The organism is Acinetobacter pittii (assembly GCF_034064985.1).
Classification (GTDB): domain Bacteria; phylum Pseudomonadota; class Gammaproteobacteria; order Pseudomonadales; family Moraxellaceae; genus Acinetobacter; species Acinetobacter pittii_H.
In genome coordinates, this window is the sequence record NZ_CP139249.1 from 2171124 (window position 1) to 2195476 (window position 24353).

At 38.3% G+C, this 24353-nt stretch carries 24 protein-coding genes; 18 read left to right on the forward strand and 6 right to left on the reverse strand.

Annotated features, from left to right (window positions below):
- The first annotated feature begins 1 nt into the window (after position 1).
- The 7 genes from SOI76_RS10350 (at position 2) to ychF (ending at position 7236) form a co-directional block, all read left to right on the forward strand.
- Positions 2-1225, forward strand: coding sequence for an SfnB family sulfur acquisition oxidoreductase (locus tag SOI76_RS10350; protein WP_104079500.1), 1224 nt, complete (start codon positions 2-4; stop codon positions 1223-1225).
- Positions 1225-2637: an LLM class flavin-dependent oxidoreductase gene (gene soxA / locus SOI76_RS10355; protein ID WP_104079499.1), complete on the forward strand. Its 1413-nt coding sequence runs from the start codon at positions 1225-1227 to the stop codon at positions 2635-2637. Before SOI76_RS10350 ends, soxA begins: the two co-directional genes overlap by 1 nt.
- 14 nt (positions 2638-2651) lie before the next feature.
- On the forward strand, positions 2652-3482 hold the full coding sequence (locus SOI76_RS10360) for a MetQ/NlpA family ABC transporter substrate-binding protein (protein WP_104079498.1): 831 nt from the start codon (positions 2652-2654) through the stop codon (positions 3480-3482).
- 13 nt (positions 3483-3495) lie between these two features.
- Complete coding sequence (metQ, locus tag SOI76_RS10365) at positions 3496-4329, forward strand: MetQ/NlpA family ABC transporter substrate-binding protein (protein ID WP_104079497.1); 834 nt, start codon at positions 3496-3498, stop codon at positions 4327-4329.
- Positions 4330-4334: 5 nt separating this feature from the next.
- A complete protein-coding gene (locus SOI76_RS10370; RefSeq protein ID WP_104079496.1) occupies positions 4335-5411 on the forward strand; it encodes a methionine ABC transporter ATP-binding protein in 1077 nt (358 codons plus the stop codon).
- Entirely contained in the window at positions 5392-6051 is a 660-nt protein-coding gene (metI, locus tag SOI76_RS10375) for a methionine ABC transporter permease (protein ID WP_104079495.1), read from the forward strand. The genes SOI76_RS10370 and metI overlap by 20 nt, the downstream gene beginning before the upstream one ends.
- 93 nt (positions 6052-6144) lie before the next feature.
- Complete coding sequence (ychF, locus tag SOI76_RS10380) at positions 6145-7236, forward strand: redox-regulated ATPase YchF (protein ID WP_104079494.1); 1092 nt, start codon at positions 6145-6147, stop codon at positions 7234-7236.
- 47 nt (positions 7237-7283) lie between these two features.
- On the opposite strand, the gene SOI76_RS10385 is transcribed toward ychF, so the two are convergent.
- On the reverse strand, positions 7284-7805 hold the full coding sequence (locus tag SOI76_RS10385) for a DUF962 domain-containing protein (protein WP_104079493.1): 522 nt from the start codon (positions 7803-7805) through the stop codon (positions 7284-7286).
- A gap of 92 nt (positions 7806-7897) precedes the next feature.
- Here SOI76_RS10385 and ntcA point away from each other — a divergent pair, with 92 nt between their 5' ends.
- Together ntcA and SOI76_RS10395 are read left to right on the forward strand one after the other, a co-directional pair.
- Positions 7898-8605: a Crp/Fnr family transcriptional regulator gene (gene ntcA / locus SOI76_RS10390; protein WP_104079492.1), complete on the forward strand. Its 708-nt coding sequence runs from the start codon at positions 7898-7900 to the stop codon at positions 8603-8605.
- Positions 8606-8777: 172 nt separating this feature from the next.
- Positions 8778-9113, forward strand: a complete 336-nt coding sequence (locus SOI76_RS10395; RefSeq protein WP_104079491.1) for a hypothetical protein — start codon at positions 8778-8780, stop codon at positions 9111-9113.
- Positions 9114-9186: 73 nt separating this feature from the next.
- Here the strand turns inward: SOI76_RS10395 and SOI76_RS10400 are convergent, their stop codons facing one another.
- Entirely contained in the window at positions 9187-9657 is a 471-nt protein-coding gene (locus tag SOI76_RS10400; RefSeq protein WP_205668401.1) for a hypothetical protein, read from the reverse strand.
- A 121-nt stretch (positions 9658-9778) separates the two neighbouring features.
- On the opposite strand from SOI76_RS10400, the gene SOI76_RS10405 reads away from it, so the two are divergent.
- From SOI76_RS10405 to dapC, 6 genes are all read left to right on the forward strand, one after another.
- Entirely contained in the window at positions 9779-10501 is a 723-nt protein-coding gene (locus SOI76_RS10405) for an AzlC family ABC transporter permease (protein WP_068938178.1), read from the forward strand.
- A gap of 1 nt (position 10502) precedes the next feature.
- Entirely contained in the window at positions 10503-10844 is a 342-nt protein-coding gene (gene ygaH, locus SOI76_RS10410; RefSeq protein ID WP_032053721.1) for an L-valine transporter subunit YgaH, read from the forward strand.
- 131 nt (positions 10845-10975) lie between these two features.
- Positions 10976-11365, forward strand: a complete 390-nt coding sequence (locus tag SOI76_RS10415; protein WP_104079489.1) for a tautomerase family protein — start codon at positions 10976-10978, stop codon at positions 11363-11365.
- 101 nt (positions 11366-11466) lie between these two features.
- Positions 11467-12684, forward strand: coding sequence for a formate-dependent phosphoribosylglycinamide formyltransferase (purT, locus tag SOI76_RS10420; protein ID WP_104079488.1), 1218 nt, complete (start codon positions 11467-11469; stop codon positions 12682-12684).
- Between the two features lie 27 nt (positions 12685-12711).
- Positions 12712-15375 carry a [protein-PII] uridylyltransferase gene (glnD, locus tag SOI76_RS10425; RefSeq protein WP_104079487.1) on the forward strand — a complete coding sequence of 888 codons (2664 nt, stop codon included), beginning with the start codon at positions 12712-12714 and terminating at the stop codon, positions 15373-15375.
- 25 nt (positions 15376-15400) lie between these two features.
- The gene (gene dapC / locus SOI76_RS10430) at positions 15401-16570 is read left to right on the forward strand and encodes a succinyldiaminopimelate transaminase (RefSeq protein ID WP_104079666.1); all 1170 of its coding nucleotides are present in this window, start codon (positions 15401-15403) and stop codon (positions 16568-16570) included.
- Positions 16571-16627: 57 nt separating this feature from the next.
- Here the strand turns inward: dapC and SOI76_RS10435 are convergent, their stop codons facing one another.
- The 4 genes from SOI76_RS10435 to msrB all read right to left on the reverse strand — a co-directional run bounded on the left by SOI76_RS10435 (position 16628) and on the right by msrB (position 19071).
- Positions 16628-17260, reverse strand: coding sequence for a LysE family translocator (locus tag SOI76_RS10435; protein WP_104079486.1), 633 nt, complete (start codon positions 17258-17260; stop codon positions 16628-16630).
- A 64-nt stretch (positions 17261-17324) separates the two neighbouring features.
- Positions 17325-18161 carry an AraC family transcriptional regulator gene (locus SOI76_RS10440; protein WP_104079485.1) on the reverse strand — a complete coding sequence of 279 codons (837 nt, stop codon included), beginning with the start codon at positions 18159-18161 and terminating at the stop codon, positions 17325-17327.
- Positions 18162-18169: 8 nt separating this feature from the next.
- Complete coding sequence (gpo, locus tag SOI76_RS10445; protein WP_104079484.1) at positions 18170-18655, reverse strand: glutathione peroxidase; 486 nt, start codon at positions 18653-18655, stop codon at positions 18170-18172.
- A complete protein-coding gene (gene msrB / locus SOI76_RS10450) occupies positions 18652-19071 on the reverse strand; it encodes a peptide-methionine (R)-S-oxide reductase MsrB (protein ID WP_016141284.1) in 420 nt (139 codons plus the stop codon). The genes gpo and msrB overlap by 4 nt, the downstream gene beginning before the upstream one ends.
- A 240-nt stretch (positions 19072-19311) precedes the next feature.
- On the opposite strand from msrB, the gene SOI76_RS10455 reads away from it, so the two are divergent.
- From SOI76_RS10455 to aspQ, 3 genes are all read left to right on the forward strand, one after another.
- Entirely contained in the window at positions 19312-20742 is a 1431-nt protein-coding gene (locus SOI76_RS10455; protein ID WP_104079483.1) for a pyridoxal phosphate-dependent aminotransferase, read from the forward strand.
- A gap of 472 nt (positions 20743-21214) precedes the next feature.
- Entirely contained in the window at positions 21215-22522 is a 1308-nt protein-coding gene (locus SOI76_RS10460; protein WP_057076075.1) for a dicarboxylate/amino acid:cation symporter, read from the forward strand.
- Between the two features lie 670 nt (positions 22523-23192).
- Positions 23193-24260, forward strand: a complete 1068-nt coding sequence (gene aspQ / locus SOI76_RS10465; protein WP_014206524.1) for a type II asparaginase — start codon at positions 23193-23195, stop codon at positions 24258-24260.
- The last annotated feature ends 93 nt before the right edge of the window (positions 24261-24353 follow it).

The following is a 24353-nucleotide window of genomic DNA, read 5'->3' on the forward strand; positions in this document are numbered from 1 at the left end:
CATGACTTCATATCAATCGGTTCAAACTAAACAAACATCGGCATCTGGCCAAGCGCACATTATTCAAAATGATGCTGAAGCATTAGAAATTGCCGAACAATTTGCCGAACAATTTAAAAAAACCGCAGTTGAGCGAGACGCTAAGCGAATTTTACCGTATACCGAAATTGATGCATTGAGCCAGTCTGGGCTTTGGGCAATTACAGTACCAAAGCAATATGGTGGTGCCGAAGTTTCAAGCCATACAGTTGCCAAAGTAATTGCGCTTTTAAGCGGTGCAGATGGTTCAATCGGGCAAATTCCACAAAACCACTTCTATGCATTAGAAGTGTTACGCAATACAGGTACAGAAACTCAGAAACAACGTTTATACGGCGAAGTGTTAAATGGCACTCGTTTTGGTAATGCACTTGCCGAGTTTAAAACTAAAACTTCAACTCACAAACAAACCAATATTCGTCCGCATGAAAATGGGTATTTGATTCAAGGTGAAAAGTTTTACTGCACAGGAAGTTTATTTGCTCACCGTATTCCAACCTTAGTTTTAGACGATGCGGGTCGAGAGTATCTAGCCTTTGTAAAAAGTGGTTCACAAGGATTAAAACTTGTTGATGACTGGTCTGGCTTTGGACAGAAAACGACAGGCAGCGGCACGGTCAAGTTTGATCAGGTTTTTGTCGATGCAGATGATGTCATTCCTTTTGATACTGCATTTTTACAACCAACCTTAGTCGGTCCTTTTGCGCAAATTATGCATGCATCGATTGAGGTAGGCATTGCACGTGCAGCCTTTGAAGAAAGCTTGCAAAGAGTGCATCAAGCGCGCCCATGGATTGATTCAAATGTAGAAACTGCAAACCAAGATCCTTTAACGATTTATGAATTAGGGCGTATTGCTGTCGATGTACGGGCAAGTGAAGTGTTATTAAAACAGGCAGCTCAATCAATTGATGCCGCAAAAATTGAAACCACACCTGAAAGTATTGCAAAAGCATCCATCGATGTTGCCAAAGTACGTGCTCATAGTAGCAATACAGCACTCAAAGCATCTTCTAAGCTGATCGAACTTGCAGGAAGCCGTGGTAGTCAGTCACAAGATGGTCTAGATCGCTTCTGGCGTAATGCGCGCGTTCATACATTGCATGATGCTGCGCGATGGAAATATTACTTTATTGGGAACTATGTTCTTAACGGTGTTTTACCACCTCGTCGGGGGACATTGTAATGACAGATTTTAAAGCGAAAGAAATTTTATTAAACGCCTTTGATATGAACTGCGTTGGTCATATTAATCATGGCTTATGGACACATCCACGTGATGAATCACATCGTTTTAACGAATTGAGCTATTGGACAGAACAAGCCAAGACCTTAGAAAGTGGTTTATTTGATAGTTTATTTATTGCGGACATTACAGGTGTGTATGACGTCTATCAAAACGGTATTGATCTGACTTTAAAAGAGTCCATTCAGCTTCCGAGCCATGACCCATCTACACTCATTTCAGCTATGGCGGCAGTCACTCAAAACTTAAGTTTTGGGGTCACTGTGAATTTGAGCTATGAACATCCATATCAGTTTGCACGCCGCTTTGCGAGTCTCGACCATTTAACTCAAGGTCGTATTGGCTGGAATATCGTGACAGGTTATCTAGATAGTGCCGAACGCTTAATTGGTCAAAAAGGTTTAAAAGACCACGATGCCCGCTATGAACAAGCCGAAGAGTTTTTAGAACTTTGCTACAAATATTGGGAAGGTTCTTGGGAAAACGACGCAGTTAAAAAAGATAAAGCACGGCGTGTTTTTACAGATCCATCTAAGGTGCATACCATTCACCACCATGGAAAGTATTACCAGAGTGAAGGTGTGTTTCAGGTATCTCCTTCTGTGCAACGCACTCCAACCCTATTTCAAGCAGGTGCTTCACCTAAAGGTATGCAGTTTGCAACACGTCATGCTGAATGTGTATTTATTGGCGGTGACAAACCCGAAAAAATTCGCGAACAAGTGAAAAAGATTCGTACTCTTGCCGAACAGCAAGGACGCTCAGCGAATGATATTAAAGTGTTTGTCGGTATAACAGTTGTTGTTGCCGACACACATGATCTGGCCGTACAGAAACTGAATGAATATCGTCAGTATGCAAGTCCTGAAGCAGGCTTAGCGCATTACGCGAGTTCAACTGGTATCGACTTAAGTAAATTTGCCGACGATGAAGCGATTCCTTACCAAAAAAGTAACAGTATTGTTTCGATTACCGAAAAATTTAAAGAGCAACAAATCACAAAAAATGACTTAAAAGCTCAGCATGTTTTAGGTGGCCGTTATCCCCTCATCGTGGGTAGTGGCGAAGAAGTTGCTGAATACTTAATTCATCTTTTAGATGAGACAGATATTGATGGCTTTAATTTAACACGTACTGTTGCACCTGAGTCTCACCACGACTTTATCCGCTTGGTCATTCCTGAGCTACAACAACGTGGTCGCTATAAAACTGCATATAAAACGGGTTCACTGCGGAACAAAATTTTTAATCGGGGTGATCAATTACCAAAACAACACCCTGTTCAAGCGTTCCGATGTAGTCCCAATAACAACAGCAAAAACTTAACAACAATTGAAGAAATAACCGCTTAAATTTGGAGATAGACATGGCTCAAACAGCCTCAAAAAAATGGCTAGGCGTAGGCTTAGTCGTTGTAGTCCTTTTTGTTGCTTTATTCTTATGGAATAAACATCGTCAAAGTGGCTCAAATGAACTTGTGATTGGCATTAGTCCCCCATTTGCAAAAACTTTACAAGCTGCTGCCGATGAAGCAAAGAAACAGGGGTTAAATGTAAAACTGGTCGAATTTTCTGACTGGAACACACCAAACATTACTTTAAATCATGGGGATATTGATGCGAACTTTTTCCAGCATCAACCTTTCTTAGATAATGCAATTAAAGAAACTGGCTTTAAATTAAAGGCATTTGCAGTGGGTGCAGCATCACATGTGGGACTTTATTCAAAGAAGTACAAAAGCCTTGATGAATTGCCGCAAAACGCACGTGTAGTCATTCCAAATGATCCAGTGAATCAAGGTCGTGCCCTACTACTCTTACAGCAAGCTAAATTAATTACGCTTAAAGATTCAAATAATCATTTATCTGCACTTAAAGATGTAGTTTCAAACCCTAAAAATTTGCAATTCGTAGAGGTTGAAGGACCACAAACTGCTCGTGCAATTGATGATGTTGACTTGGCTTTTGGCTATCCGCATTACTTACGCTTAGCAAAAACAGCTGCCCCTGAAAGTGCACTTTTACTTGATGACAATACCAATAAACGTTATGCAATTTTGTTTGTAGTGCGTGATGACTACCAAGATAAGGGCGACAAATTAAAGAAATTTGTTGAGATCTATCAAAACTCACCAAAAGTTAAAGCTGTGTTAGATGCCGAGATTGGGCCAACACTTTGGTTCCCTGGCTGGAAGTAATAACGGAAAGATTATGGCGATTCAGTTCAAACAGCATAAGCCTTGGTTACTCGGAATTACGGTTTTAATCGTAGTTCTGGGCCTCGTCGGTTACCGTTATATTAAAAATAAACAAGCCGATGATGTTTTAACGATTGGGATTAGCCCACCTTATGCTGAGCTATTACAAAGCGTAGCCAATGAAGTAGAAAAGCAAGGCGTTCATGTCAAACTCGTTGAATTTTCTGATTGGCGAGCACCCAATGTTGCCGTACAAAACGGTGATATTGATGCAAACTTTTTCCAGCAAAGCGTATTTCTACGTAATGCTGTAAAAGAAACGGGTTATGACTTACATGCATTTGGTGTGGGTTCAGGAAGTCATGTAGGTTTATATTCGAAAAAATATAAATCACTTGACGACTTACCTTCAAATGCACGTGTTGCTATTCCAAACGATCCAGTCAATTTAGCCCGTGCTTTAATTTTATTACATCGTGCAGGTTTAATTCAGCTTAAAGACATTAATAATGAGCTTTCAACCACTCAAGACATTATTGCTAATCCTAAACAGCTGAGCTTCGTTGAAGTTGAAGGACCACAGACAGCACATGCATATAACGATGTCGATTTAATTTTCGGCTTCTCTCACTACTTAAAAATGGCAAAGGTAACCGACCCACATAGCGCATTATTTTTAGATCCAATCGATAAAAAATATGCAATTTTGTTTGTGACCCGTCGCGATTACCAAGATAAAAACCAAAAACTTGCAACCTTTGTTAAAGCATTCCAGAACTCAAAACAAGCACAAGACATTCTGGATAAAGACTTTGGTAAAGGTATGTGGTTTCAAGGCTGGAAATAAGGAGAATGGCAATGGTGAGTTTTGGATCACAAGTTGATTTTTCTCTACCTCATATCAAAATTCGTGGTTTAAATAAGTTTTACCAATCACAAGGTCAAAAACTGCATGCTTTAAAAGAGATTAACCTTGATATTCCTCAAGGTAAGATTTTAGGCATTATTGGTAAAAGTGGTGCAGGAAAATCTTCCTTACTTCGCACGTTAAATGGCCTAGAACTAGTAAATACTGGCAGCATTCATATTCATCAACAAAACATTGCTGAATTGAGTCATGCTGAACTCATTCAAACCCGTCAACGAATTGGAATGATTTTTCAACATTTCAATTTAATGTCTGCAAAAACGGTTTGGGAAAATGTGGCATTGCCCTTAAAAGTTTCCAATTACAACAAAGCAGATATCGATGAGCGTGTAAATGAAGTTCTGGCACTCGTAGGCCTTGCTGATAAGTCTGGCTACTATCCATCGCAACTTTCAGGCGGACAAAAGCAACGTGTCGGTATTGCACGTGCACTTGTTCACCATCCAGAAATTTTACTCTGTGACGAAGCAACCTCTGCACTTGACCCTGAAAGTACCGCCACTATTCTGGCTTTACTTAAAAAGATTAATCAGGAGCTGGGTCTTACTATTGTATTAATTACTCACGAAATGCAGGTCATTCGAGAAATTTGTGATCAAGTGGTGGTGATTGATCAAGGTGAGATAGTAGAGGCTGGACAAGTCTGGTCTGTATTTTCACGACCAGAACAACAAATTACTCAAGAATTGTTAAACCTTGAGCAAATTACCCTGCCTTTTAAAATCAGTCCTCTACCCGATGAAGATTCGACTCATATTATTGTAAAACTGAAATATGAGGCTGAAGCACATCAGGTCCCTGATATTCAAGAATTACTTGCCAAATTTAAAGCGCCCGTCAATTTATATCAAAGTCAGGTCGATACCATTCAAGGGCATATTATTGGTTCACTTTTAGTCGGTATTCCTAACGTAGAAATTGATATTTCATCTATACGACAAGATGCATCAACTGCAATTGCACAATTTGAGGTACTTGGCTATGCACGACCAGCTCATTGATTTATTAATTACTGGAACTGTAGATACCTTACTCATGGTAGGTGCATCTGCATTTATTGCTTTTTTAATTGGCTTACCGATTGCTGTTGTTTTAGTCAGTACTTCTGAGCACGGCATTCATCCGTCACAAAAGATTAATCAAGCTTTGGGTTGGGTCATCAATATCGCTCGCTCTGTACCCTTCCTTATTTTAATGGTTGCGCTTATTCCGCTTACTCGCTGGATTGTCGGCACGAGTTACGGCGTATGGGCGGCGGTTGTTCCGCTGACTATTGCTGCAATTCCTTTCTTTGCGCGTATTGCAGAAGTCAGCTTACGCGAAGTCGATCAAGGTTTAATTGAAGCTGCACAGGCCATGGGTTGTAACCGTAAACAAATTATTTGGCATGTACTTTTACCCGAGGCTTTACCGGGTATTGTGGCAGGCTTTACCGTGACTATTGTGACAATGATTAATTCCTCTGCGATTGCTGGTGCTATTGGTGCAGGTGGCTTAGGAGACATTGCTTATCGTTATGGCTATCAACGTTTTGATATGCAAATTATGTTGGCTGTAATTTTTGTGCTCATTGTTTTAGTCATGTTAGTACAAGCAAGTGGCGATGCATTAGCCCAGCAACTTGATAAACGTAAAGTTTAAAAGCAATACAACCCCGCTCTAGCCATGACTTTGTCATGGCTTTCATGTAAAATCAGCGACAATTTTTAATTTACACATTTGTGAGTGGTTTTCATGGGTTTTAATTGCGGTATTGTTGGTCTGCCAAACGTAGGGAAATCTACCCTTTTCAATGCATTAACGAAAGCAGCGATTGCAGCGGAAAACTTCCCTTTCTGTACCATTGAACCAAACACAGGTATTGTTCCTGTACCAGATCCACGTTTAGACAAACTTGCTGCGATTGTTAAACCACAGCGTATTTTGCCAACCACAATGGAATTTGTGGACATTGCAGGTCTTGTTGCTGGTGCATCAAAAGGTGAAGGCTTAGGTAACCAATTCCTTGCTAACATCCGTGAAACTGATGCAATTGCACACGTTGTACGTTGTTTCGAAGACGAAAACGTAATTCACGTAAATGGTAAAATTGATCCGTTAGACGATATCGCAACCATCAATACTGAACTTGCACTTGCCGATCTTGAAACTGTTGCTAAAGCAATTTTACGCTTAACTAAAGTTGCTAAAGGCGGCGACAAAGAGGCTGTAGCAACTAAAGCAGTTTTAGAAAAAATCCAACCTTTACTTGACGAAGGTAAACCAGCTCGTGCAGCCGATTTGTCTGATGACGAACGTAAATTAGTTCGTGGTTTTGGTTTAATGACTTTAAAACCAACCATGTATATTGCAAACGTTGCAGAAGATGGTTTTGAAAATAACCCGCATTTAGATGCAGTAAAAAAACTTGCGGCTGAAGAAAACGCAATTGTTGTTCCTCTTTGCAACCAGATCGAAGCTGAAATTTCATTATTAGAAGATGAAGATCGTGCTGAGTTCTTAGAAGCAATGGGGATGGAAGAACCAGGCTTAAATGTGGTTATTCGTGCAGGTTATGCGCTTTTAGGTTTACAGACTTATTTCACTGCTGGTGAACAAGAAGTTCGTGCATGGACAGTAAAAGTTGGCGCAACCGCTCCTCAAGCAGCTGGTGTGATTCATACTGACTTCGAAAAAGGTTTTATCCGTGCTGAAGTTGTTGCATATGATGACTTTGTACAATACAACGGTGAAAACGGCGCTAAAGAAGCTGGTAAATGGCGTTTAGAAGGTAAAACTTACGTTGTTCAAGACGGCGATGTAATGCACTTCCGTTTTAACGTATAAGTTAAAGCTCAAAAAAAGCCCCAATATGTTGGGGCTTTTTTTTACATTTAATGACTAATATCCATCGCCTCTCGTTTACTGCGTGCCTCTTGTAAAATACGCGCATGCAAAGGCTTTCTAAAACCTAGCATAAATATAAATTCTGCCAATACAAATAACGGCCCTATCGCAAGTCCAATCACATCATCAACAAAAGCCGGTTTTTTCTTTTCAAAATAATGTCCTACAAACTGAAAGACCCAACCGACAACAAAGAAGCCAATACTTGCTGCTAACCATTCTCCTAAAGACAATTGAGCAATTTGGCTCGCTAGTGGATACACAGCAGCTAAAAGAACGAGCATGAGTAAGCCAAATACTTTATCTAAAATAAAATAATAGATCGTATTAGCTGCAATCAGGACTATGGCTAAAGTCAGTTTAAAACTACCAATATCGATTCCAGCTCTTGCGGTTAAACACAAAATTGAAAACACGATGAGCGGAATACCGATAAAGTGCGTCAAAATATTTTTATGATTTAAATGATAAGCCGCATATTTGCTAAGCTGTTGCTCCAGATTTGACATGAGTTATTCCTTATTCACTTACATATAGTCATACTGTACGAATAAGGAAAACTTAAAGTTGTCAGCTATTTGACAAAGTAATGAATTTTTTCATGGATGACCGAATATTGGACCTAATTTATATTAACCGACTAAAAGAGAACACTTGGTTTAGTGTGCTTCCAGAAACATTCCAAAATTTTATTTTAGAACATGGCAAACAAATCACCTTTGAAAAAAATAGCTATGTTTTCCATGCTCAAGATATATTTGATGGCATTTATACTGTACTTGAAGGCTCAATTAGTTTGGGTTATGTGGACGTAAATGGTAATGAAGCACTCTCTGCAATTGCTGAGCCGATTATGTGGTTTGGTGAAATATCTTTAATTGATCATGAACCACGCTCGCACGATGCTATTGCTTTGAAAAAAAGTACAGTTCTACATATTCCTGCAAAACCATTAAATGATCTACTCAAAGACAATCCATATTATTGGTATTATTTTGCACGTTTAACGAGCCAAAAACTCAGGTATGTTTTCTTAGAACAGATTGCAATACAAACACGCAGTATTTCTCAAAGGCTGGCTCAGCGTCTTCTATTCATTTTAGAAGGTTATGGGAATCATATTCTTATTCAAGATCATCACATCCATATTTCTCAAGAACAGTTGGCAAATATGCTGACCACATCTAGGCAGACGATCAATCATGAACTCAGCCTGCTCGAAAAACAGAAAATCATTAAAATTGCTTTTAGAAAAATTGAGATTTTAGATATTGAGAAATTGAAAGTAGTTGCTCAAGCACAATCCTAATCTTTACACAGGAGGCTAAATAATAAAAACTTAAAATTAAATTAAAAAATTAGATAACACTGCAAATCAAAACATTGTTCAAACTCTATTTCCACAAAATAAATGTGTTAAAGCAGATATTTTCATCCTACACTCAAGCTGAGCAATAATACTCAACAAGGCGCTGATTAACATGAAAAAATTATCAACAATTCTTACAGCAGGCGTATTGGCTATGTTAAGTGTTTCGGCATTTGCATGTCCTAAAGGAACTCAACTACAAGGCGGTACAGGACCAAATCACAAAGGTGGAAAATGTGTAGCTGTACATGGAAAAACTACCGCTCAAAAAGCCAAGAAAGAGGTAACTAAAACTAAACAGGATGTTAAAAAAGACTTAAGCACTCAAAAACATGATGCAATAACTAGTGCAACTCATGCTCAACATGAATCACAGCAAATGACTCATCAAATGAAACAAGATGCTGTGAAAACTGCAAACACCGCTAAAGCTGCCACAAAACCGTAATTCACATTCACTCATTATCGTTTAAAAGCAAAAAAGCGAGATTGATCATCTCGCTTTTTTATATGTATAGGCTTTATTTAGGAGATGTGTTTCCTAAATTCGGGTTTTCAATCGCTTCCTTACACTGTTGTTTATCACGCTCATAATCTGCCTGTTTCTGAGCAACCGAACTATTATTTTCAAGCGTTTCGCGCGCCCATACATCTAGACTCGTTAAAGCTTTACGGCAAAGCGCATATTTACCTTCAGTGACCGAATCTGTCATTTTCACATTGATACGCCAGTCTGTACTCAATTGGCGTAAAGGTTTACGAACTTTGTCATCAATTTGGCTGAGTTGTTTTTCATAAACTAAATGCTCAACCGTGTTAATCAATGTCCATGCTTTTTGAGCATAAACAGTTGCATCATTGGTTAGTTTCGGTGCTGGCTTAATTTCTACTTTTTTTTCTGCACCCTGATTACCATTATCACAGCCCTGCAATGTAAAAATACCTGCACTTATCATGGCGATATAAACTAAACGAATCTTTGCCTTGAACATATCAAACTGCCGATTAAACATTTCGGCACTATGCTATTAAATTCGGCTACAATACTCAATCTTTCAAGTATTTTTATCATTTGGTTTATTGCCAAGGTGTATTGTGTCCGAACAACAATTGATGCCTGCCCAAACAGCAACTTTTTGGCAAGGCGCCAAAGATAGCCAAGCTATCGTACTCACCTATTTACCCGTTTCTTTTGCCTTTGGCGTTTCTGCATCTCAGTTTGGTTTTACACCATGGGAAGCTTTTTTTCTATCTTGTTCAATGTATGCTGGCGCTAGCCAATTTTTGGTTGTCGCTCTTTTGGCTAGCGGTTCATCCATCTGGCTAACAGCATTAACAGTCATTGCACTAGATATTCGCCATGTCCTGTATGGACCTGCTCTATACAACCTGATTCCAAACAAATTAAATCTTAAGAAAACGGCAGTATGGGCTTGGGGCTTAACGGATGAAGTTTTTGCCAGTGGAATGATCCAACTTTCACAACGCAGACAACAATGGACCGAGTCTTGGATGCTTGGCTTAAGCCTATTTAGTTGGATGGCTTGGGCAAGTGGCTCTTTGTTAGGTGGATTATTTGCCGATCAAGTTGCTCATTTACCAAAGTTTTTACAAGCAGCTTTAGACTTCTTATTACCTGCTTTATTTTTAAGTTTTTTATTAGCGGCATTTGAACGAAAGCATAGCCTTGTTGTTGCTGTATCTTTAGTAGTTTCAGCTTTGGCCTGTTATTGGATTAACTTATCAGCTGCTATTTTTATTGGTATTTTTTCAGGCATTTTAGCTGGTCTATTTAAATATTATGTGCTGAAACAACATGATGAGGTTGAGGCTTAATATGAACCTAGAAATTATTCTGGTCGGCATTATTGTGGGTATAGCCAATTTTGCTTCACGCTTTGGACCTTTTTTCGTAATACAAAAACTACAGGGCAACCAACAAAGACGCGGCTCAATCTGGATCAAAATTGCCTTAGGAAGTATTGGAATATCTGCAATTAGTGCCATGCTTGTAGTTGCTACTCTTCCACCTCTCCTTGAAACCCCAAATAAGATTTTAGCAATGGTTATCGGTTTTATAGTTCTAGCTGGTCTTTATTTTAAATTTAAGAAAATCGTACCAGCAACTTTAACTGCCGCAATTGTTTATGGTCTGATCTATACTTATTTACCTTTATAAATAGATAAACTTATTTTCCTTATATAAAATAAAATCTGGCCAGAGGCGTTTAAGACTGAAACTTCTGGCTTGGAAAATTTAATTTTTGAATTGATTAAAAAGATAACCTTAGCTACTTAATAGAGATAAAAATGTCACAAGTTAAAATTTATGCAAATGAACAAACCATTATGCAGTACCGAGAATTACTTTCTCATGCAATCCATCAGGCGGTTATTGAAGAATTGAAATATCCTGTTGAGAAAAGATTTCAACGTTTTATCAGCCTTAAACCAGGAAATTTCATTTACCCTTCTGACAGAAGCCAGCATTACATTATTATTGAACTTTCAATGTTTGCAGGCCGCAGTGCAGCTACTAAAAAGCAGCTTATCCAAACCTTATTTCGTAATATTCAAGAACAATGTAGAATTTCTCCACAAGACATTGAAATTACTATTTTTGAAACACCTAAAGAAAATTGGGGCATCCGTGGTAAAAATGCGGATGAATTGCTTTTAAACTATCAGGTTAATATCTAAAAACCACTTTTTTAATTGTCCGACAAAATTACTTTTTTATGCATGATAAGGCTTAACTCCACCATAAGTTCTGCTATGCTTAAAAAAATAATTTTGTCAGGATGATTCGCATGAGCGTGACACTCGGTACCCCACTTCAATCTTCTGCATTTAAAGTTTTATTGTTAGGTTCAGGAGAGCTTGGCAAAGAAGTTGTAATTTCCTTACAACGCCTTGGTGTAGAAGTACATGCAGCCGACCGTTATGATCACGCACCAGCAATGCAAGTTGCACATTTTTCTTATGTGTTAAACATGGCAGATCCTGCCCAATTAAAACAACTCATCGAGAAAATTAAACCAAATTTAATTGTTCCAGAAATTGAAGCAATTGCGACTGAAGTTTTACTTGAGATTGAAGCGAGCAAAGTAGCAACTGTCATCCCTTCTGCTAAAGCTGTAAACCTGACTATGAACCGTGAAGGCATCCGACGTCTTGCGGCTGAAGAACTTGGCCTACCTACTTCTGCTTATCGTTTTGCTGATACGCTCGAAAGCTTCCGCGCCGCTTGCGATGACATTGGTTATCCAAACTTTGTAAAACCGGTCATGTCTTCGTCTGGTAAAGGTCAGTCTCGTGTAAAAAGTTTCGATGAAGTCGATGCTGCTTGGGAATATGCAATGCAAGGTGGCCGTGTTAACCAAGGCACGGTCATTATTGAATCTCAAATTGATTTTGATTTTGAAATTACATTACTTACCGTTCGCGCTAAAAACCCTGAAACTGGTGAAATCGAAACTCATTACTGTGACCCAATTGGTCACCGCCAAGATGCCGGGGATTATGTAGAAAGCTGGCAACCTCAACCAATGACGGCGGCGGCACTCGAAGAAGCAAAACGTATTGCAAATAAAGTGACAACTGCACTTGGTGGCTGTGGTATTTTTGGTGTAGAACTGTTTATTAAAAGCGACAAGGTTTGGTTTAGTGAAGTCTCACCTCGCCCACACGATACAGGACTCGTAACTTTAGCATCTCAGTTTCAAAGTGAATTTGAACTGCATGCACGTGCAATTTTAGGTTTACCTGTAAACACAGCACGCCACAGTGTTGCAGCAAGTGCGGTAATTTATGCTGGAGTTGATGCCAGCAATTTAAGTTATAGCAATCTCAATGTAGCTTTAACACACCCAGACACCGATTTACGCCTGTTTGGCAAACCAGAAGGTTTCAAACGTCGTCGTATGGGTGTAGCAACCGCTCGTGCTGAAAATACTGATCTTGCTCGTACTTTAGCGAAAGAAACCGCTGATCAAGTAAGCGTTCAAACAAACTCATAATTTTTACTTATTGGTAGACCCATTTTCATGATCAATATATCGCCATTGTTGAACTATGTCTCAAGTCATCATGATATTAAAGCCATTAATCAATGGCGAACGGATGTAGAAAAGCAGTTGCAAGATTCATATGAAAATGGGCAATCTATTCGTGAAATCATTAAAGCCCGTTCAGATTTAGTAGATGAAGCACTGATCTTTTTATGGAAACATGCTGAACTCGATCAGACAGAACTGGGCCTTTTTGCTGTAGGCGGTTATGGGCGCCGTGAGATGTTGCCCTATTCTGACGTTGATATCATGATTTTATCGGAGCATGAAATTAACGAAGAAAACGAAAAACGTATCTCTACATTTATTTCTTCTTTATGGGACGTTGGCAATTTCAAACCCGGCATTAGTGTTCGCACCATTCAAAGCTGTGTTGAACAGGCCGCTACCGATTTAACCGTTGCAACAACTTTAATTGAGGCGCGGTTAATTACTGGCAATAATCAGCTTGCGAAATGGCCTCGCCGTATTGTTTCGCAGACATGGACAGATAAAACATTTTATGACGCAAAAATGGCCGAACAAGCCAAGCGTTATCACCAACACAACAATACTGAAAGTAATTTAGAACCCGACATTAAAAATGCACCAGGCGGTATCCGTGACATTAACCAAATTGGCTGGATTGCAAAACGTCACTTTCGCGTAAACCGTATTTATGACTTAGTGCATTTAGGTTTCATTTCAGAGTTTGAATTGGCAGTTTTAGAAGAAGCAGAAAGTTTTCTTTGGGAAATTCGACATCATTTACACCGTTTAGCTAAACGTGATGAAAACCGTTTACTCTTTGACCACCAAAGAGAAATTGCCGCGAAATTTGGATATGTGCGTCAAGAAGGCCAACCTGTAAATTATGGGGTTGAGCAGTTCATGAAACGCTACTACCGTACGGCGCAGCAAATTTCAACACTCAATGAAATGTTGCTTGCGTATTTTAGCGAGTCAGTGATTACTCCTCGACTGCCCAACTATGAACGCAAAATTGAAGTCGTTAACGATCACTTTAAGATTGTCGACAATAAACTTGCCGTACAACATCACAAAATATTCGCAGAGCATCCAAGCGCGATTTTAGAGTTGTTCTATATTTTAGCCAATCGACCAGATATTGAAGGAATCCGCGCTCGGACTTTACGCTTACTTATTCTTGCTGCGAAACGAATCAACCAAAGTTATCGCGATAATCCAGAGCATCAAGCACTGTTTATGTCGATTATTCGTTCACCATATCGTTTATACGATACCTTGGTTGCGATGAAACGTTATGGGGTTTTAGGAAACTATATTCCTGCTTTTGGCCAAATTATGGGCCTTATGCAATATGACCTATTCCATATCTATACGGTCGATGCTCATACATTATTATTGCTGCGTAATTTAAATCGTTTTAGAGAACCTGAATTTGCCAAAGAATTTCCTGTAGTAAGTTCAGTTTTCCAACGTCTTGCTCGTCAAGATATTGTCTTTATTGCTGCTTTATTCCATGACATTGCAAAAGGTCGCGGTGGTGACCATAGTGAACTTGGTGCAGAAGATGCAATTGAGTTTGGACGTGCACACGGTTTTACAGAACGTGAATGCAAATTAATTGCATGGCTCATTCAAAACCATTTGCTCATGTCTTTGACCGCTCAGAAAAAAGATATTTCTGATCCTGATGTCGTGAAAGATTTTGCAGAAAAACTTGGCGACATGGAGCATCTTGATTATCTCTACACTTTAACAGTTGCAGATATTAACGCCACAAATCCAAAACTTTGGAACACATGGCGCGCATCGCTTATGCGTCAGCTTTATACGCATGCCCGTGATGTAATCCGTACAGGTTTAGGTCGTCCTGTTGACTACCAAATGTTAATTGAAGACACCAAATTTGCAGCAAGTGAATTACTGGTAAATAACTTCGCATTGGCAGATGTCGAAAAAGTATGGCAAGAACTTGGTGATGAATACTTCATCAAAGAGTCAGCAGACGAAATTGCATGGCATACACAAGCAATTTTAAAACACGGCGATAATCCGGAGCCATTAGTGCTCTTGCGTGCTCACCGTAAAGCAGCTCAAGATGCAGTACAAATCTTTATTTATACACGCGATCAACCTAACCTGTTTGCCACGACTGTTGCCGTTTTAGACCGAATGAACTTAGACGTTCAGGACGCAAAAATTATCACGGCAAGTACAGCATTTAGCTTAGACACCTATGTTGTACTTGACCGTTTCGGTACGTTGCTTACCGACCCAGCGCGTGAAGAAACCGTTAAAAATGCATTAGTGAAGGCGCTTAGCCAACCAGACCAATATCCGGGACTCATGCAACGCCGTATTCCGCGTCAATTACGTCACTTCGATATTGAAAATACAGTCGATGTAACATTAAATGAAGCCTTACAGCAAAATATGGTCGAAATTTCAACACTCGATCACCCCGGCCTACTTGCACGCGTGGGTGGTTTATTTATGATGCAAGGTTTAGACATCCATTCAGCCCGAATCGCAACTTTAGGTGAACGTGCCGAAGATATTTTCTTTGTCACCAAAAAAGATGGTAAACCGCTGAATCACGAAGAGGTCAAACTCTTCTCGGAAAAACTGAAAGCTGCATTAGATGAAGCATCTAATCAAATTTGTCAGCACTGAAACTCAACTACTTGGTAACTGTTTAATGAACTCTAGCTTGTCGTTATTACACCCGTATCCATTTGAAAAGTTAAACCAACTTTTTAAGGATACTACTCCTGCTAACCTTCCCTTGATTCCTCTATCAATTGGCGAACCTAAGCATCCAGCACCAGAGTTTGTTAAACAGGCTATTATTGATAACTTTAACCATTTATCAACTTATCCAAACAGTAAAGGCTTACCTGAGCTTCGCCAAAGTATTGCAAATTGGTTAACTAAGCGCTTTAAACTTAACAGCATTAGTGCTGAAAACCACATCTTGCCTGTCTCAGGTACACGTGAAGGTATTTTTTCTTTTGTACAGGCATTAATTAATCGTGAAGATGCACCTTATGTGGTGATGCCGAACCCGTTTTATCAAATTTATGAAGGTGCAGCTTTACTTGCAGGTGCAAAGCCATACTTCATTAATTGCACGGAAGAAAATGGCTATTTAGGCGACTTTGATGCTGTACCAGCTGAAGTTTGGGAAAAGACAGCCCTTCTTTTTGTATGTACACCGGGTAACCCAACAGGTACTGTGCTTTCTAAAGAACAATTTAAAAAGCTAATCGCCTTATCTGATCAATATAATTTCGTTATTGCTTCTGATGAATGCTACTCAGAGCTTTGGTTTGACCAAGCACCTACTGGTCTATTAGAAGTTTGTGCTGAGCTTGGCCGTGATGACTACAAAAACTGTATCGTATTTCATTCACTTTCAAAACGTTCAAACTTACCGGGTCTGCGTTCAGGTTTTGTAGCAGGTGATGCCGATCTGTTAAAGCCATATTTGCAATACCGCACCTATCACGGCGCTGCAATGCCAGTACAACACCAGCTTGCTTCAATCGCAGCGTGGAACGATGAAAACCATGTTGAAGAAAACCGTAAGCAATATCGTGCAAAATTTGACTTATTTCAATCTGAACTAGGCCATTTGCTCCCACTACAAAAACCTGATGCTGGATTTTATTACTGGTTAAAAGTTGATAATGATGAAACTTTTGCCAAGATGCTGATGGAAAAAGCCCACATTAAAGTTTTACCGGGCCGTTATTTATCTCGTGATACCGAACAAGGTAACCCTGGAGCCAACCATGTACGTATGGCGTTAGTGGCAGACTTAGCTCAATGTGAAGAAGTGGTTAAACGCTTAAAAATGATTCTGTAAGCCTCTTCTTAGCAGTTGTACAGCCTTTTACTCAGGTTGTACAACTGGGCTATAACACTATTTATATGTAATCAAAAGCACAGCAAAAAGAATAAAAGCGATACCAGAACAATAGTATAAACCTGTCGCAGAGCGCTTAATTTTGTCTAAAACTCGTTCCTGAGTAAGTAGTCTAACTAATAAGATATTCCAGATTAAAACCACTCCGACCATCCATCCACTCATCAGTAATTTTTGAAATAAACTAAAATCATTTTGAATAAGCAGCATCAAACTACTGTAGAACATAATATTTTTAGGATTTAGGAGACTGGACTGCAAGCCCAAAGCTAAGCTTTTAATCTTATTTTTATAACTGGACTCTTGTTCAACCAAACTATTTTCAGCAACAGTAATATTTAAATTTGTTCCTTGAGTGGCTCTAAAACAAAGAAAACTCAAATAAGCTAAATATCCAGCCCCCAGCCATTTAAGTACTAAAAGAATGGTTGCACTTAAATTACCAAGCATCATAAATCCAAATAGACACACCATTAAGATCAAGGCATTACCCAACGTAATTCCTGCAATGATGCCATATGTATACCGTGAACCTTTTTGCAAAAGACTAGTGAGTATAAGGAAAAAATCTGGACCTGGAGATAACAATGCTAAAAAGTGGGTAAAGGCAATAACCAAAAAAACTTCCATAACGATTTCATCTTTAAAACTGTATGGAATAGCTTAAAAATAGAGAAAATTAATTTCTTGTAAATTATTGCGCGGCTGCAAGTTGAAACTGTCGAGGAGTGATTCCTGTATGCGCTTTGAAAGCTTTATGAAAATGGCTCTGATCACTAAAACCTAAATTTGTTGCCAATTCTGCGAGTGAAATCCCTTGTTTTAATTGAGCTCTGGCTTGATTAATTTTTAAATTAATTTGAAATGCATGTGGTGTTAGGCCAACATTGGCTTTAAATAGACGAATGACTGCATATCGGCTCAGGCCTACCTGCTCTGCAAGCGCTTCTAAAGAAATAAATTGTTCTGACGATTTAATAATATGAATTAAGTCCAAAAAATCTTCATATAAATATTCAGTTTTTTGTATTTCTTCTAATATGAAATGAGGGAGTAACAACTGAGTAAGGCAATAAATCAGTGATTGTTCTTTTTCAATAATTAATTTTTGAGGGTTAAATAAAGTCTCATTCATATCAGAAAAAGCCTGATATAAAGACTCATCTTTTATAATAAGGGGTCTATGCTGGGGTAAATTTAAATCAAAGCCCTCTTTTTGAAACTCTGTAAACCATTGCTTAAGCCATGAAATATCCAAATGTAGCATCTGGTAACTCCAAGCTTGATCTGGCAAAGGATTACATGAATGCTCAATATGTGCCGGTACAATAACCAAATTACCAGCACTAATCTTTTGAGGCGTAAAAAATGAGCTTTGAAAAACGCTATTCCCCTCATCGATAGCCCCAATAGAAAAGGTTGGGTGGCTATGTGCCTTATAACATGTTCGGCTAAAACAAGACCTTCGAGTTTCAACATAAGGCATTCGCCCATCTTGCCAAAACTCAAAGAATGGAGGAATAGCGTTCATTTAAACGATTAACTCGCCAATGCTTTTTCAATATCAGCTTCTAAAGCTTCTGGTTTAGTCGTAGGTGCATAGCGATTTAGAACAGCACCATCTTTACCTACCAAAAATTTGGTGAAGTTCCATTTAATGCTACTACTGCCTAAAATACCTTTAGCTTCACGTGTTAAATATCTAAAAATCACGTGGGCTTCCGGACCTTTTACATCAACTTTAGCAAACATGGGAAATTTCACCCCATAGTTACGCTGGCAAAAACTGCCGATTTCTTTATTAGTTCCCGGATCTTGCCCGCCAAACTGATTGCAGGGAAAACCTAAAACTTCTAATCCTTGATCTTTATATTTTTCATAAAGTTTTTCGAGGCCAGCAAATTGTGGTGTAAAACCACATTTACTGGCAGTGTTTACAATTAGTAAAACTTTACCTTTGTAATCAGCCAATTGCTTAACTTCACCCTCTAATAGCTCAGCTTCAAACTGATAAATATTACTCATGGATAGGTTTCCTCATCATTTTTTTCTTGTGTTTTCAATTGTAATGATGCCGAGTTTACACAATAGCGCAAACCAGTCGGCTGTGGTCCATCTTCAAATACATGCCCTAAATGAGCCTCGCAATCATGACAAACTATTTCCGTTCTGACCATACCATGCGTTAAATCTTCATGTTCATCAATGACAGCACCATTGATAGGACGGAAGAAACTCGGCCAGCCGCAACCACTGTCATATTTTGTATCTGATGAGAACAATTCTGCACCGCAGCAACGGCACACATAAGTACCATGTTGCTTCGTATTCCAGTATTGCCCCGTAAATGCTGGTTCAGTGCCCTTTTGTCGCGTTATCCTATATTCTTCAGGTGATAACTCTCTTTGCCATTCTCGGTCTGTTTTATTAACTTTTCCCATGACCTGCACCTTTTATTCTGATGTAAACATAAATTGATAAACGTATTTTATATTTACGCCATTCATCAAAAAAACACTAGTCTCTGAACGTAAAAATTGTTGGAATTTAAACATCTAAGCCATAGGAAGCAAAAAGTAAGCAAAATACAAAAACAAAAGTAAGCAAATTTACATTTTATTTTCTTTCAAGGAAGCAAAGATGGTGCTATTCTTGTGTGGCACGGTTGTACAGGACAAAACATGTCTCAGAAAAAAAGTGTGCTTTTCCAGCAACTACTACCAGTTATTAAACAATATCAACAATTGGGTTTTACCCATGAAAAAATTGTTGAACTATTGAAAGATCAACATGATCTGAATTTGGTAACAGTTAAAACATTTAAAAGTTATTTATACCGATATGCAAAAGTGAATCCAGCTATGTCTAAAAATACTGCTACACTCCAATCCATGCCAACTTCTCGAGAAATTAAAAAATCATCGAAGCTTGAGCATGTTTGCTATGACATTCGCGGACCAGTATTGCGAGCCGCCAATGAAATGGAAGAGCAAGGACATAAAATTATTAAGCTGAATATCGGCAACCCTGCTCCATTTGGCTTTGAAGCACCACAAGAAATTATTAATGACGTTGCTTTAAACCTGCCAAATGCGATTGGTTATGTAGATTCAAAAGGTATCTTTCCGGCACGTAAAGCGATCTGCCAGTACTACCAGCAAAAAGGTATCTTAAATATGCACGTTAATGACGTGTATGTGGGTAACGGTGTATCTGAACTCATCGTAATGGCCATGCAAGGCCTATTAGATGACGGAGATGAAATGCTTATTCCAATGCCGGATTACCCACTTTGGACAGCAGCCGTTAATCTTTCAGGCGGTACAGCAATTCACTATAAATGTGATGAAGAAAATAGCTGGTATCCAGATATTGCTGATATTGAAAGTAAAATTACTCCGAATACTCGTGGTATTGTCATCATTAACCCGAATAACCCAACTGGTTCGGTTTACCCACGTCATATTCTTGAACAGATTGTAGCGATTGCGAAAAAATACGATCTAATTTTATTTGCCGATGAAATTTACGACAAAATTATTTATGACGGTATTGAACATGTTTCAGTAGCCTCATTAGCGGGCGACCAGCTTTGTGTATCTTTTAACGGCTTATCAAAAGCTTATCGTATTGCAGGTTTCCGCTCAGGTTGGATGGCAATCACTGGAGATAAAAGCCGTGCTGCCGACTATATCGAAGGATTAGACATGTTGGCATCAATGCGTCTATGTGCAAATGTTCAAGCTCAATATGCGATCCAAACTGCCCTAGGCGGTTATCAATCTATTAATGACTTGATTCGTCCCGGCGGTCGTTTATACGAGCAACGTAATATCGCCTGGGAAATGCTTAATGAGATTCCTGGGGTGAGCTGTGTAAAACCAGATGGAGCAATGTACTGTTTCCCACGCCTCGATCCAAACATCTACCCAATCGAAGATGATGAAAAATTAATGCTTGATTTGCTGCGCGCAGAAAAAGTTTTATTGGTGCAAGGTACAGGCTTTAACTGGCCAACACCCGATCATTTCCGTGTGGTATTCCTACCTGCCGAAAATGAATTACGTGAAGCAATTACACGACTAGGCCGTTTCTTAGCCAATCGTCGTTAAAAAAATGCATAATAAAAAGGCATCTTAAACTAGGTGCCTTTTTTATTATTATAGTTTATTCATTTTTGCAAAAGAAAAATCACAGATCTTCACCAAACTGTACCCATCAAAAATAAGATATTGAAGTTAAAATATTTTTATAAAACCATTCACTCTTTTAGTTGTAAAAATTAGTTCACGTTTTTATTCATATATTTTTTACCATACGTTCAAAATCACTTATATTCTGTTAACTTAGCCAATTTTTATTATGCAAAAAATGCATGGTTCAATATATTTTTGCATTTCACACTGCTTCAAAATCGAGCAACAATCCCTCTCCATAACAACATCGCCATATTCGATTCGGTTAAAACAGATACAGATCTAGGAAGATAAAATCGTTAAAACGACCGGACTGAACTAACAAGGAAAGCTTTCAATTATCCAAATCCCATCAAAGGATGATTGAATCAAATGGATAGAGGTTCATATGAAGCAAAAGAAATTGCTCAAGTATATTGTTATTGCTATTTTACTTGGCGTACTAACAGGTTGGATTTGTCACCACTTCTTCAATGAAGGTGAACAACTCAAACAGATCGCTTCTTATTTCAACATTGGTACAGACATCTTTTTACGTCTTATCAAAATGATTATTGCCCCATTGGTATTTGCCACAATTGTTTCGGGCATTGTCTCAATGGGAAAATCAACATCAATCGGCAGTATTACTGTTAAGTCGATGACTTGGTTCATTACCGCTTCGTTTGTATCGCTTGCGATCGGCATGGGCTTAGCAAACTTTTTCCAACCTGGTGCGGCTTTAGATTTAGCACTACCAACAGCTCAGCAATTGAGTGGCGCTTCTCTTCCAACAACTAGTGGTTTTACCCTGCAATCATTCATCAGCCATGTGTTCCCTCGCAGCATTGCAGAAGCAATGGCAAACAATGATATTTTACAAGTTCTTGTTTTCTCTATTTTCTTTGGTTCAGCTCTCGCTTTTGTAAATCAAGGCAAAGAAAAAGATTCAGTGATTATTCGTTTGACTGATGAACTCAGCAAGATCATGTTCCGTATTACTGATTACGTCATGATGTTTGCACCTGTAGCAGTATTTGCAGCAATCGCTTCGGCAATTACAGTACAAGGTTTAGGCTTGATTGTTGATTATGGCATTTTAATCGCAGAGTTCTACTTCGGTCTTTTATTACTGTGGATCATCTTATTCTCTGTAGGTGCAATCGTACTTAAAAAAGATATCTTTCGCTTAGGCAAATTAATTCGTGAACCTGTAACGCTCGCTTTTGCTACAGCTTCAAGTGAATCAGCCTACCCTAAAGTAATGGATGCCCTAAATAAATTTGGTGTGCCTAAAAAAGTAACGAGCTTTGTATTACCTTTAGGTTATTCATTCAACCTTGATGGTTCAATGATGTACACCACGTTTGCAGTACTCTTTATTGCTCAGGCCTACAATATTGATCTTAGTTTCACTCAACAAATCTTAATTTTGTTAACTCTAATGGTAACAAGTAAAGGTATTGCCGGTGTTTCACGAGCTTCTATTGTCGTTATTTCAGCAACGCTCAGTATGTTCCATTTACCTGAAGCTGGCATCCTTTTATTACTCGGTATCGATCAGTTCCTTGATATGGGCCGTACTGCAACAAACGTAGTAGGTAACAGTATTGCGACCGCAGTTGTTGCCAAGCTTGAAGGCGATAAAGTGGCAGATGCTGAAGAACTACCAGAGCCAGTATTAATTAAATCAACTCAAGAACAAACGACAGCTTAAGTTTCTCTTTTCTCCCACTCTCCCAACTTAAGAGCAATTTTATATGACCTTATAAAATTGCTCTTTTTTTATTTTAAAATTGATGGCAGAAATTCACCTATATTTTTATATTAAATAATGACTTTAAACTGCTATTAAATTTTCATGAATCAAACCTTAAAAATAGAATAAAAATCACTCAAACAAATTTTATATTTTTAAAAATAAATACCAAGTGATTAAATTTTAATTCAATTTAAAACAATTAAATTATATTAAATTAATAGAATTATTTTTCAATTTATACTGAAAAATTTAAAAATATCTTAATTTTAAATTATAACAATAAAAATCAATAATATAAAAATATCAAATGGCAAAAATTTACTTAAATATATCTATTATTTTTTAATTTTATAAAGATAAAAAAATCATTTGTTTTACTTATATTAAAAAATAAACAAATCAAGATAAATTAGAAAAACTTAATAGATTTTTTATTTTATTCATGTTATTTATTAACGCTAAATAAAAGCAATGACTAAGCTATTGTTGATGAAACAAAATGCTATTCAGGGATGCTTCTTATTCAAACAAGTTATGAATATGTTTTACATGGTATGTATTTTGCTTAGGAAAAGCAGTCATATTCAACAAACTTTTACTTCGTCACTTCATAAGGATATTTTCGATGTTGACTAAAACTGTTAAATCTTTAGGTTTAGCGATGGGCTTATTAGCCTGCTCTCTCCCACTTTATGCAAAAAATAATGTTGTTGTTGTTGCAACTGGCGGTACTATCGCCGGTGCTGGCGCAAGCTCGGCAAACAGTGCAACTTATACTGCTGCAAAGGTGCCTGTTGATACCCTAATCAACGCAGTTCCACAAATCAAAGATTTAGCAAATGTAACTGGTATTCAGGCATTACAAATCGCTTCTGAGAGTATTACTGATAAGGAATTATTAGAAATTGCTCGTCAAGTGAATGAGCTTGTTAAAAAGCCATCTGTTAATGGTGTCGTGATTACACACGGTACAGATACTTTAGAAGAAACAGCATTTTTCTTAAATTTGGTTGTTCATACTGATAAACCAATTGTACTTGTTGGTTCAATGCGTCCTTCAACTGCTCTTTCAGCAGATGGTCCACTTAACCTTTATAGTGCAGTTGCTTTGGCAGCTTCTGATGATGCAAAAAATAAAGGCGTTATGGTTCTCATGAACGACTCTATATTTGCTGCACGTGATGTGACTAAAGGAATTAACATCCATACAAATGCTTTTGTTAGCCAATGGGGTGCTTTAGGTACATTAGTTGAAGGCAAGCCGTATTGGTTCAGACAATCTGTAAAACGTCATACCAATGCTTCAGAATTTAATATTGAAAATATTAAAGGCGATGCACTTCCAACCGTACAGATCGTTTATGGTTCAGACTCTATGCTTCCAGATGCATATGAAGCGTATGCAAAAGCTGGTGCTAAAGCGATCATTAATGCAGGTACTGGTAACGGTTCTGTACCAAAATATATCGTACCAACCTTACAAAATCTTCACGACAAAAATGGTATTCAAATTATCCGTTCATCACGTGTCGCACAAGGTTTCGTATTACGTGATGCAGAACAACCTGACTCTAAATATGGTTGGGTAGCAGCACATGATTTAAACCCTCAAAAAGCGCGTCTTCTTGCAGCTTTAGCTCTTACTAAGACTAATGACACGAAAGAAATTCAGCGCATGTTCTGGCAGTACTAAGTTTTTCAACCAGCCCAAACATAAAGTTTGGGTTGGTCCTATTTCTTAAAAATAAGCTCTTTTATATTCAATCTGTACAATAGATATTCAAAT

Excerpts from the sequence above, each read along its gene's own strand:
- gpo (WP_104079484.1), bottom strand. The coding sequence starts at position 18,655 with ATGAGTAATATTTATCAGTTTGAAGCTGAGCTATTAGAGGGTGAAGTT.
- ygaH (WP_032053721.1), top strand. The coding sequence starts at position 10,503 with ATGAACCTAGAAATTATTCTGGTCGGCATTATTGTGGGTATAGCCAAT.
- msrB (WP_016141284.1), bottom strand. The coding sequence starts at position 19,071 with ATGGGAAAAGTTAATAAAACAGACCGAGAATGGCAAAGAGAGTTATCA.
- SOI76_RS10455 (WP_104079483.1), top strand. The coding sequence starts at position 19,312 with ATGTCTCAGAAAAAAAGTGTGCTTTTCCAGCAACTACTACCAGTTATT.
- SOI76_RS10405 (WP_068938178.1), top strand. The coding sequence starts at position 9,779 with ATGCCTGCCCAAACAGCAACTTTTTGGCAAGGCGCCAAAGATAGCCAA.
- SOI76_RS10360 (WP_104079498.1), top strand. The coding sequence starts at position 2,652 with ATGGCTCAAACAGCCTCAAAAAAATGGCTAGGCGTAGGCTTAGTCGTT.
- glnD (WP_104079487.1), top strand. The coding sequence starts at position 12,712 with ATGATCAATATATCGCCATTGTTGAACTATGTCTCAAGTCATCATGAT.
- dapC (WP_104079666.1), top strand. The coding sequence starts at position 15,401 with ATGAACTCTAGCTTGTCGTTATTACACCCGTATCCATTTGAAAAGTTA.
- metQ (WP_104079497.1), top strand. The coding sequence starts at position 3,496 with ATGGCGATTCAGTTCAAACAGCATAAGCCTTGGTTACTCGGAATTACG.
- SOI76_RS10385 (WP_104079493.1), bottom strand. The coding sequence starts at position 7,805 with ATGTCAAATCTGGAGCAACAGCTTAGCAAATATGCGGCTTATCATTTA.
- ntcA (WP_104079492.1), top strand. The coding sequence starts at position 7,898 with ATGGATGACCGAATATTGGACCTAATTTATATTAACCGACTAAAAGAG.
- SOI76_RS10395 (WP_104079491.1), top strand. The coding sequence starts at position 8,778 with ATGAAAAAATTATCAACAATTCTTACAGCAGGCGTATTGGCTATGTTA.
- SOI76_RS10415 (WP_104079489.1), top strand. The coding sequence starts at position 10,976 with ATGTCACAAGTTAAAATTTATGCAAATGAACAAACCATTATGCAGTAC.
- aspQ (WP_014206524.1), top strand. The coding sequence starts at position 23,193 with ATGTTGACTAAAACTGTTAAATCTTTAGGTTTAGCGATGGGCTTATTA.
- purT (WP_104079488.1), top strand. The coding sequence starts at position 11,467 with ATGATTCGCATGAGCGTGACACTCGGTACCCCACTTCAATCTTCTGCA.
- SOI76_RS10400 (WP_205668401.1), bottom strand. The coding sequence starts at position 9,657 with ATGTTCAAGGCAAAGATTCGTTTAGTTTATATCGCCATGATAAGTGCA.
- ychF (WP_104079494.1), top strand. The coding sequence starts at position 6,145 with ATGGGTTTTAATTGCGGTATTGTTGGTCTGCCAAACGTAGGGAAATCT.
- SOI76_RS10435 (WP_104079486.1), bottom strand. The coding sequence starts at position 17,260 with ATGGAAGTTTTTTTGGTTATTGCCTTTACCCACTTTTTAGCATTGTTA.
- SOI76_RS10350 (WP_104079500.1), top strand. The coding sequence starts at position 2 with ATGACTTCATATCAATCGGTTCAAACTAAACAAACATCGGCATCTGGC.
- soxA (WP_104079499.1), top strand. The coding sequence starts at position 1,225 with ATGACAGATTTTAAAGCGAAAGAAATTTTATTAAACGCCTTTGATATG.
- SOI76_RS10370 (WP_104079496.1), top strand. The coding sequence starts at position 4,335 with ATGGCAATGGTGAGTTTTGGATCACAAGTTGATTTTTCTCTACCTCAT.
- SOI76_RS10440 (WP_104079485.1), bottom strand. The coding sequence starts at position 18,161 with ATGAACGCTATTCCTCCATTCTTTGAGTTTTGGCAAGATGGGCGAATG.
- metI (WP_104079495.1), top strand. The coding sequence starts at position 5,392 with ATGCACGACCAGCTCATTGATTTATTAATTACTGGAACTGTAGATACC.
- SOI76_RS10460 (WP_057076075.1), top strand. The coding sequence starts at position 21,215 with ATGAAGCAAAAGAAATTGCTCAAGTATATTGTTATTGCTATTTTACTT.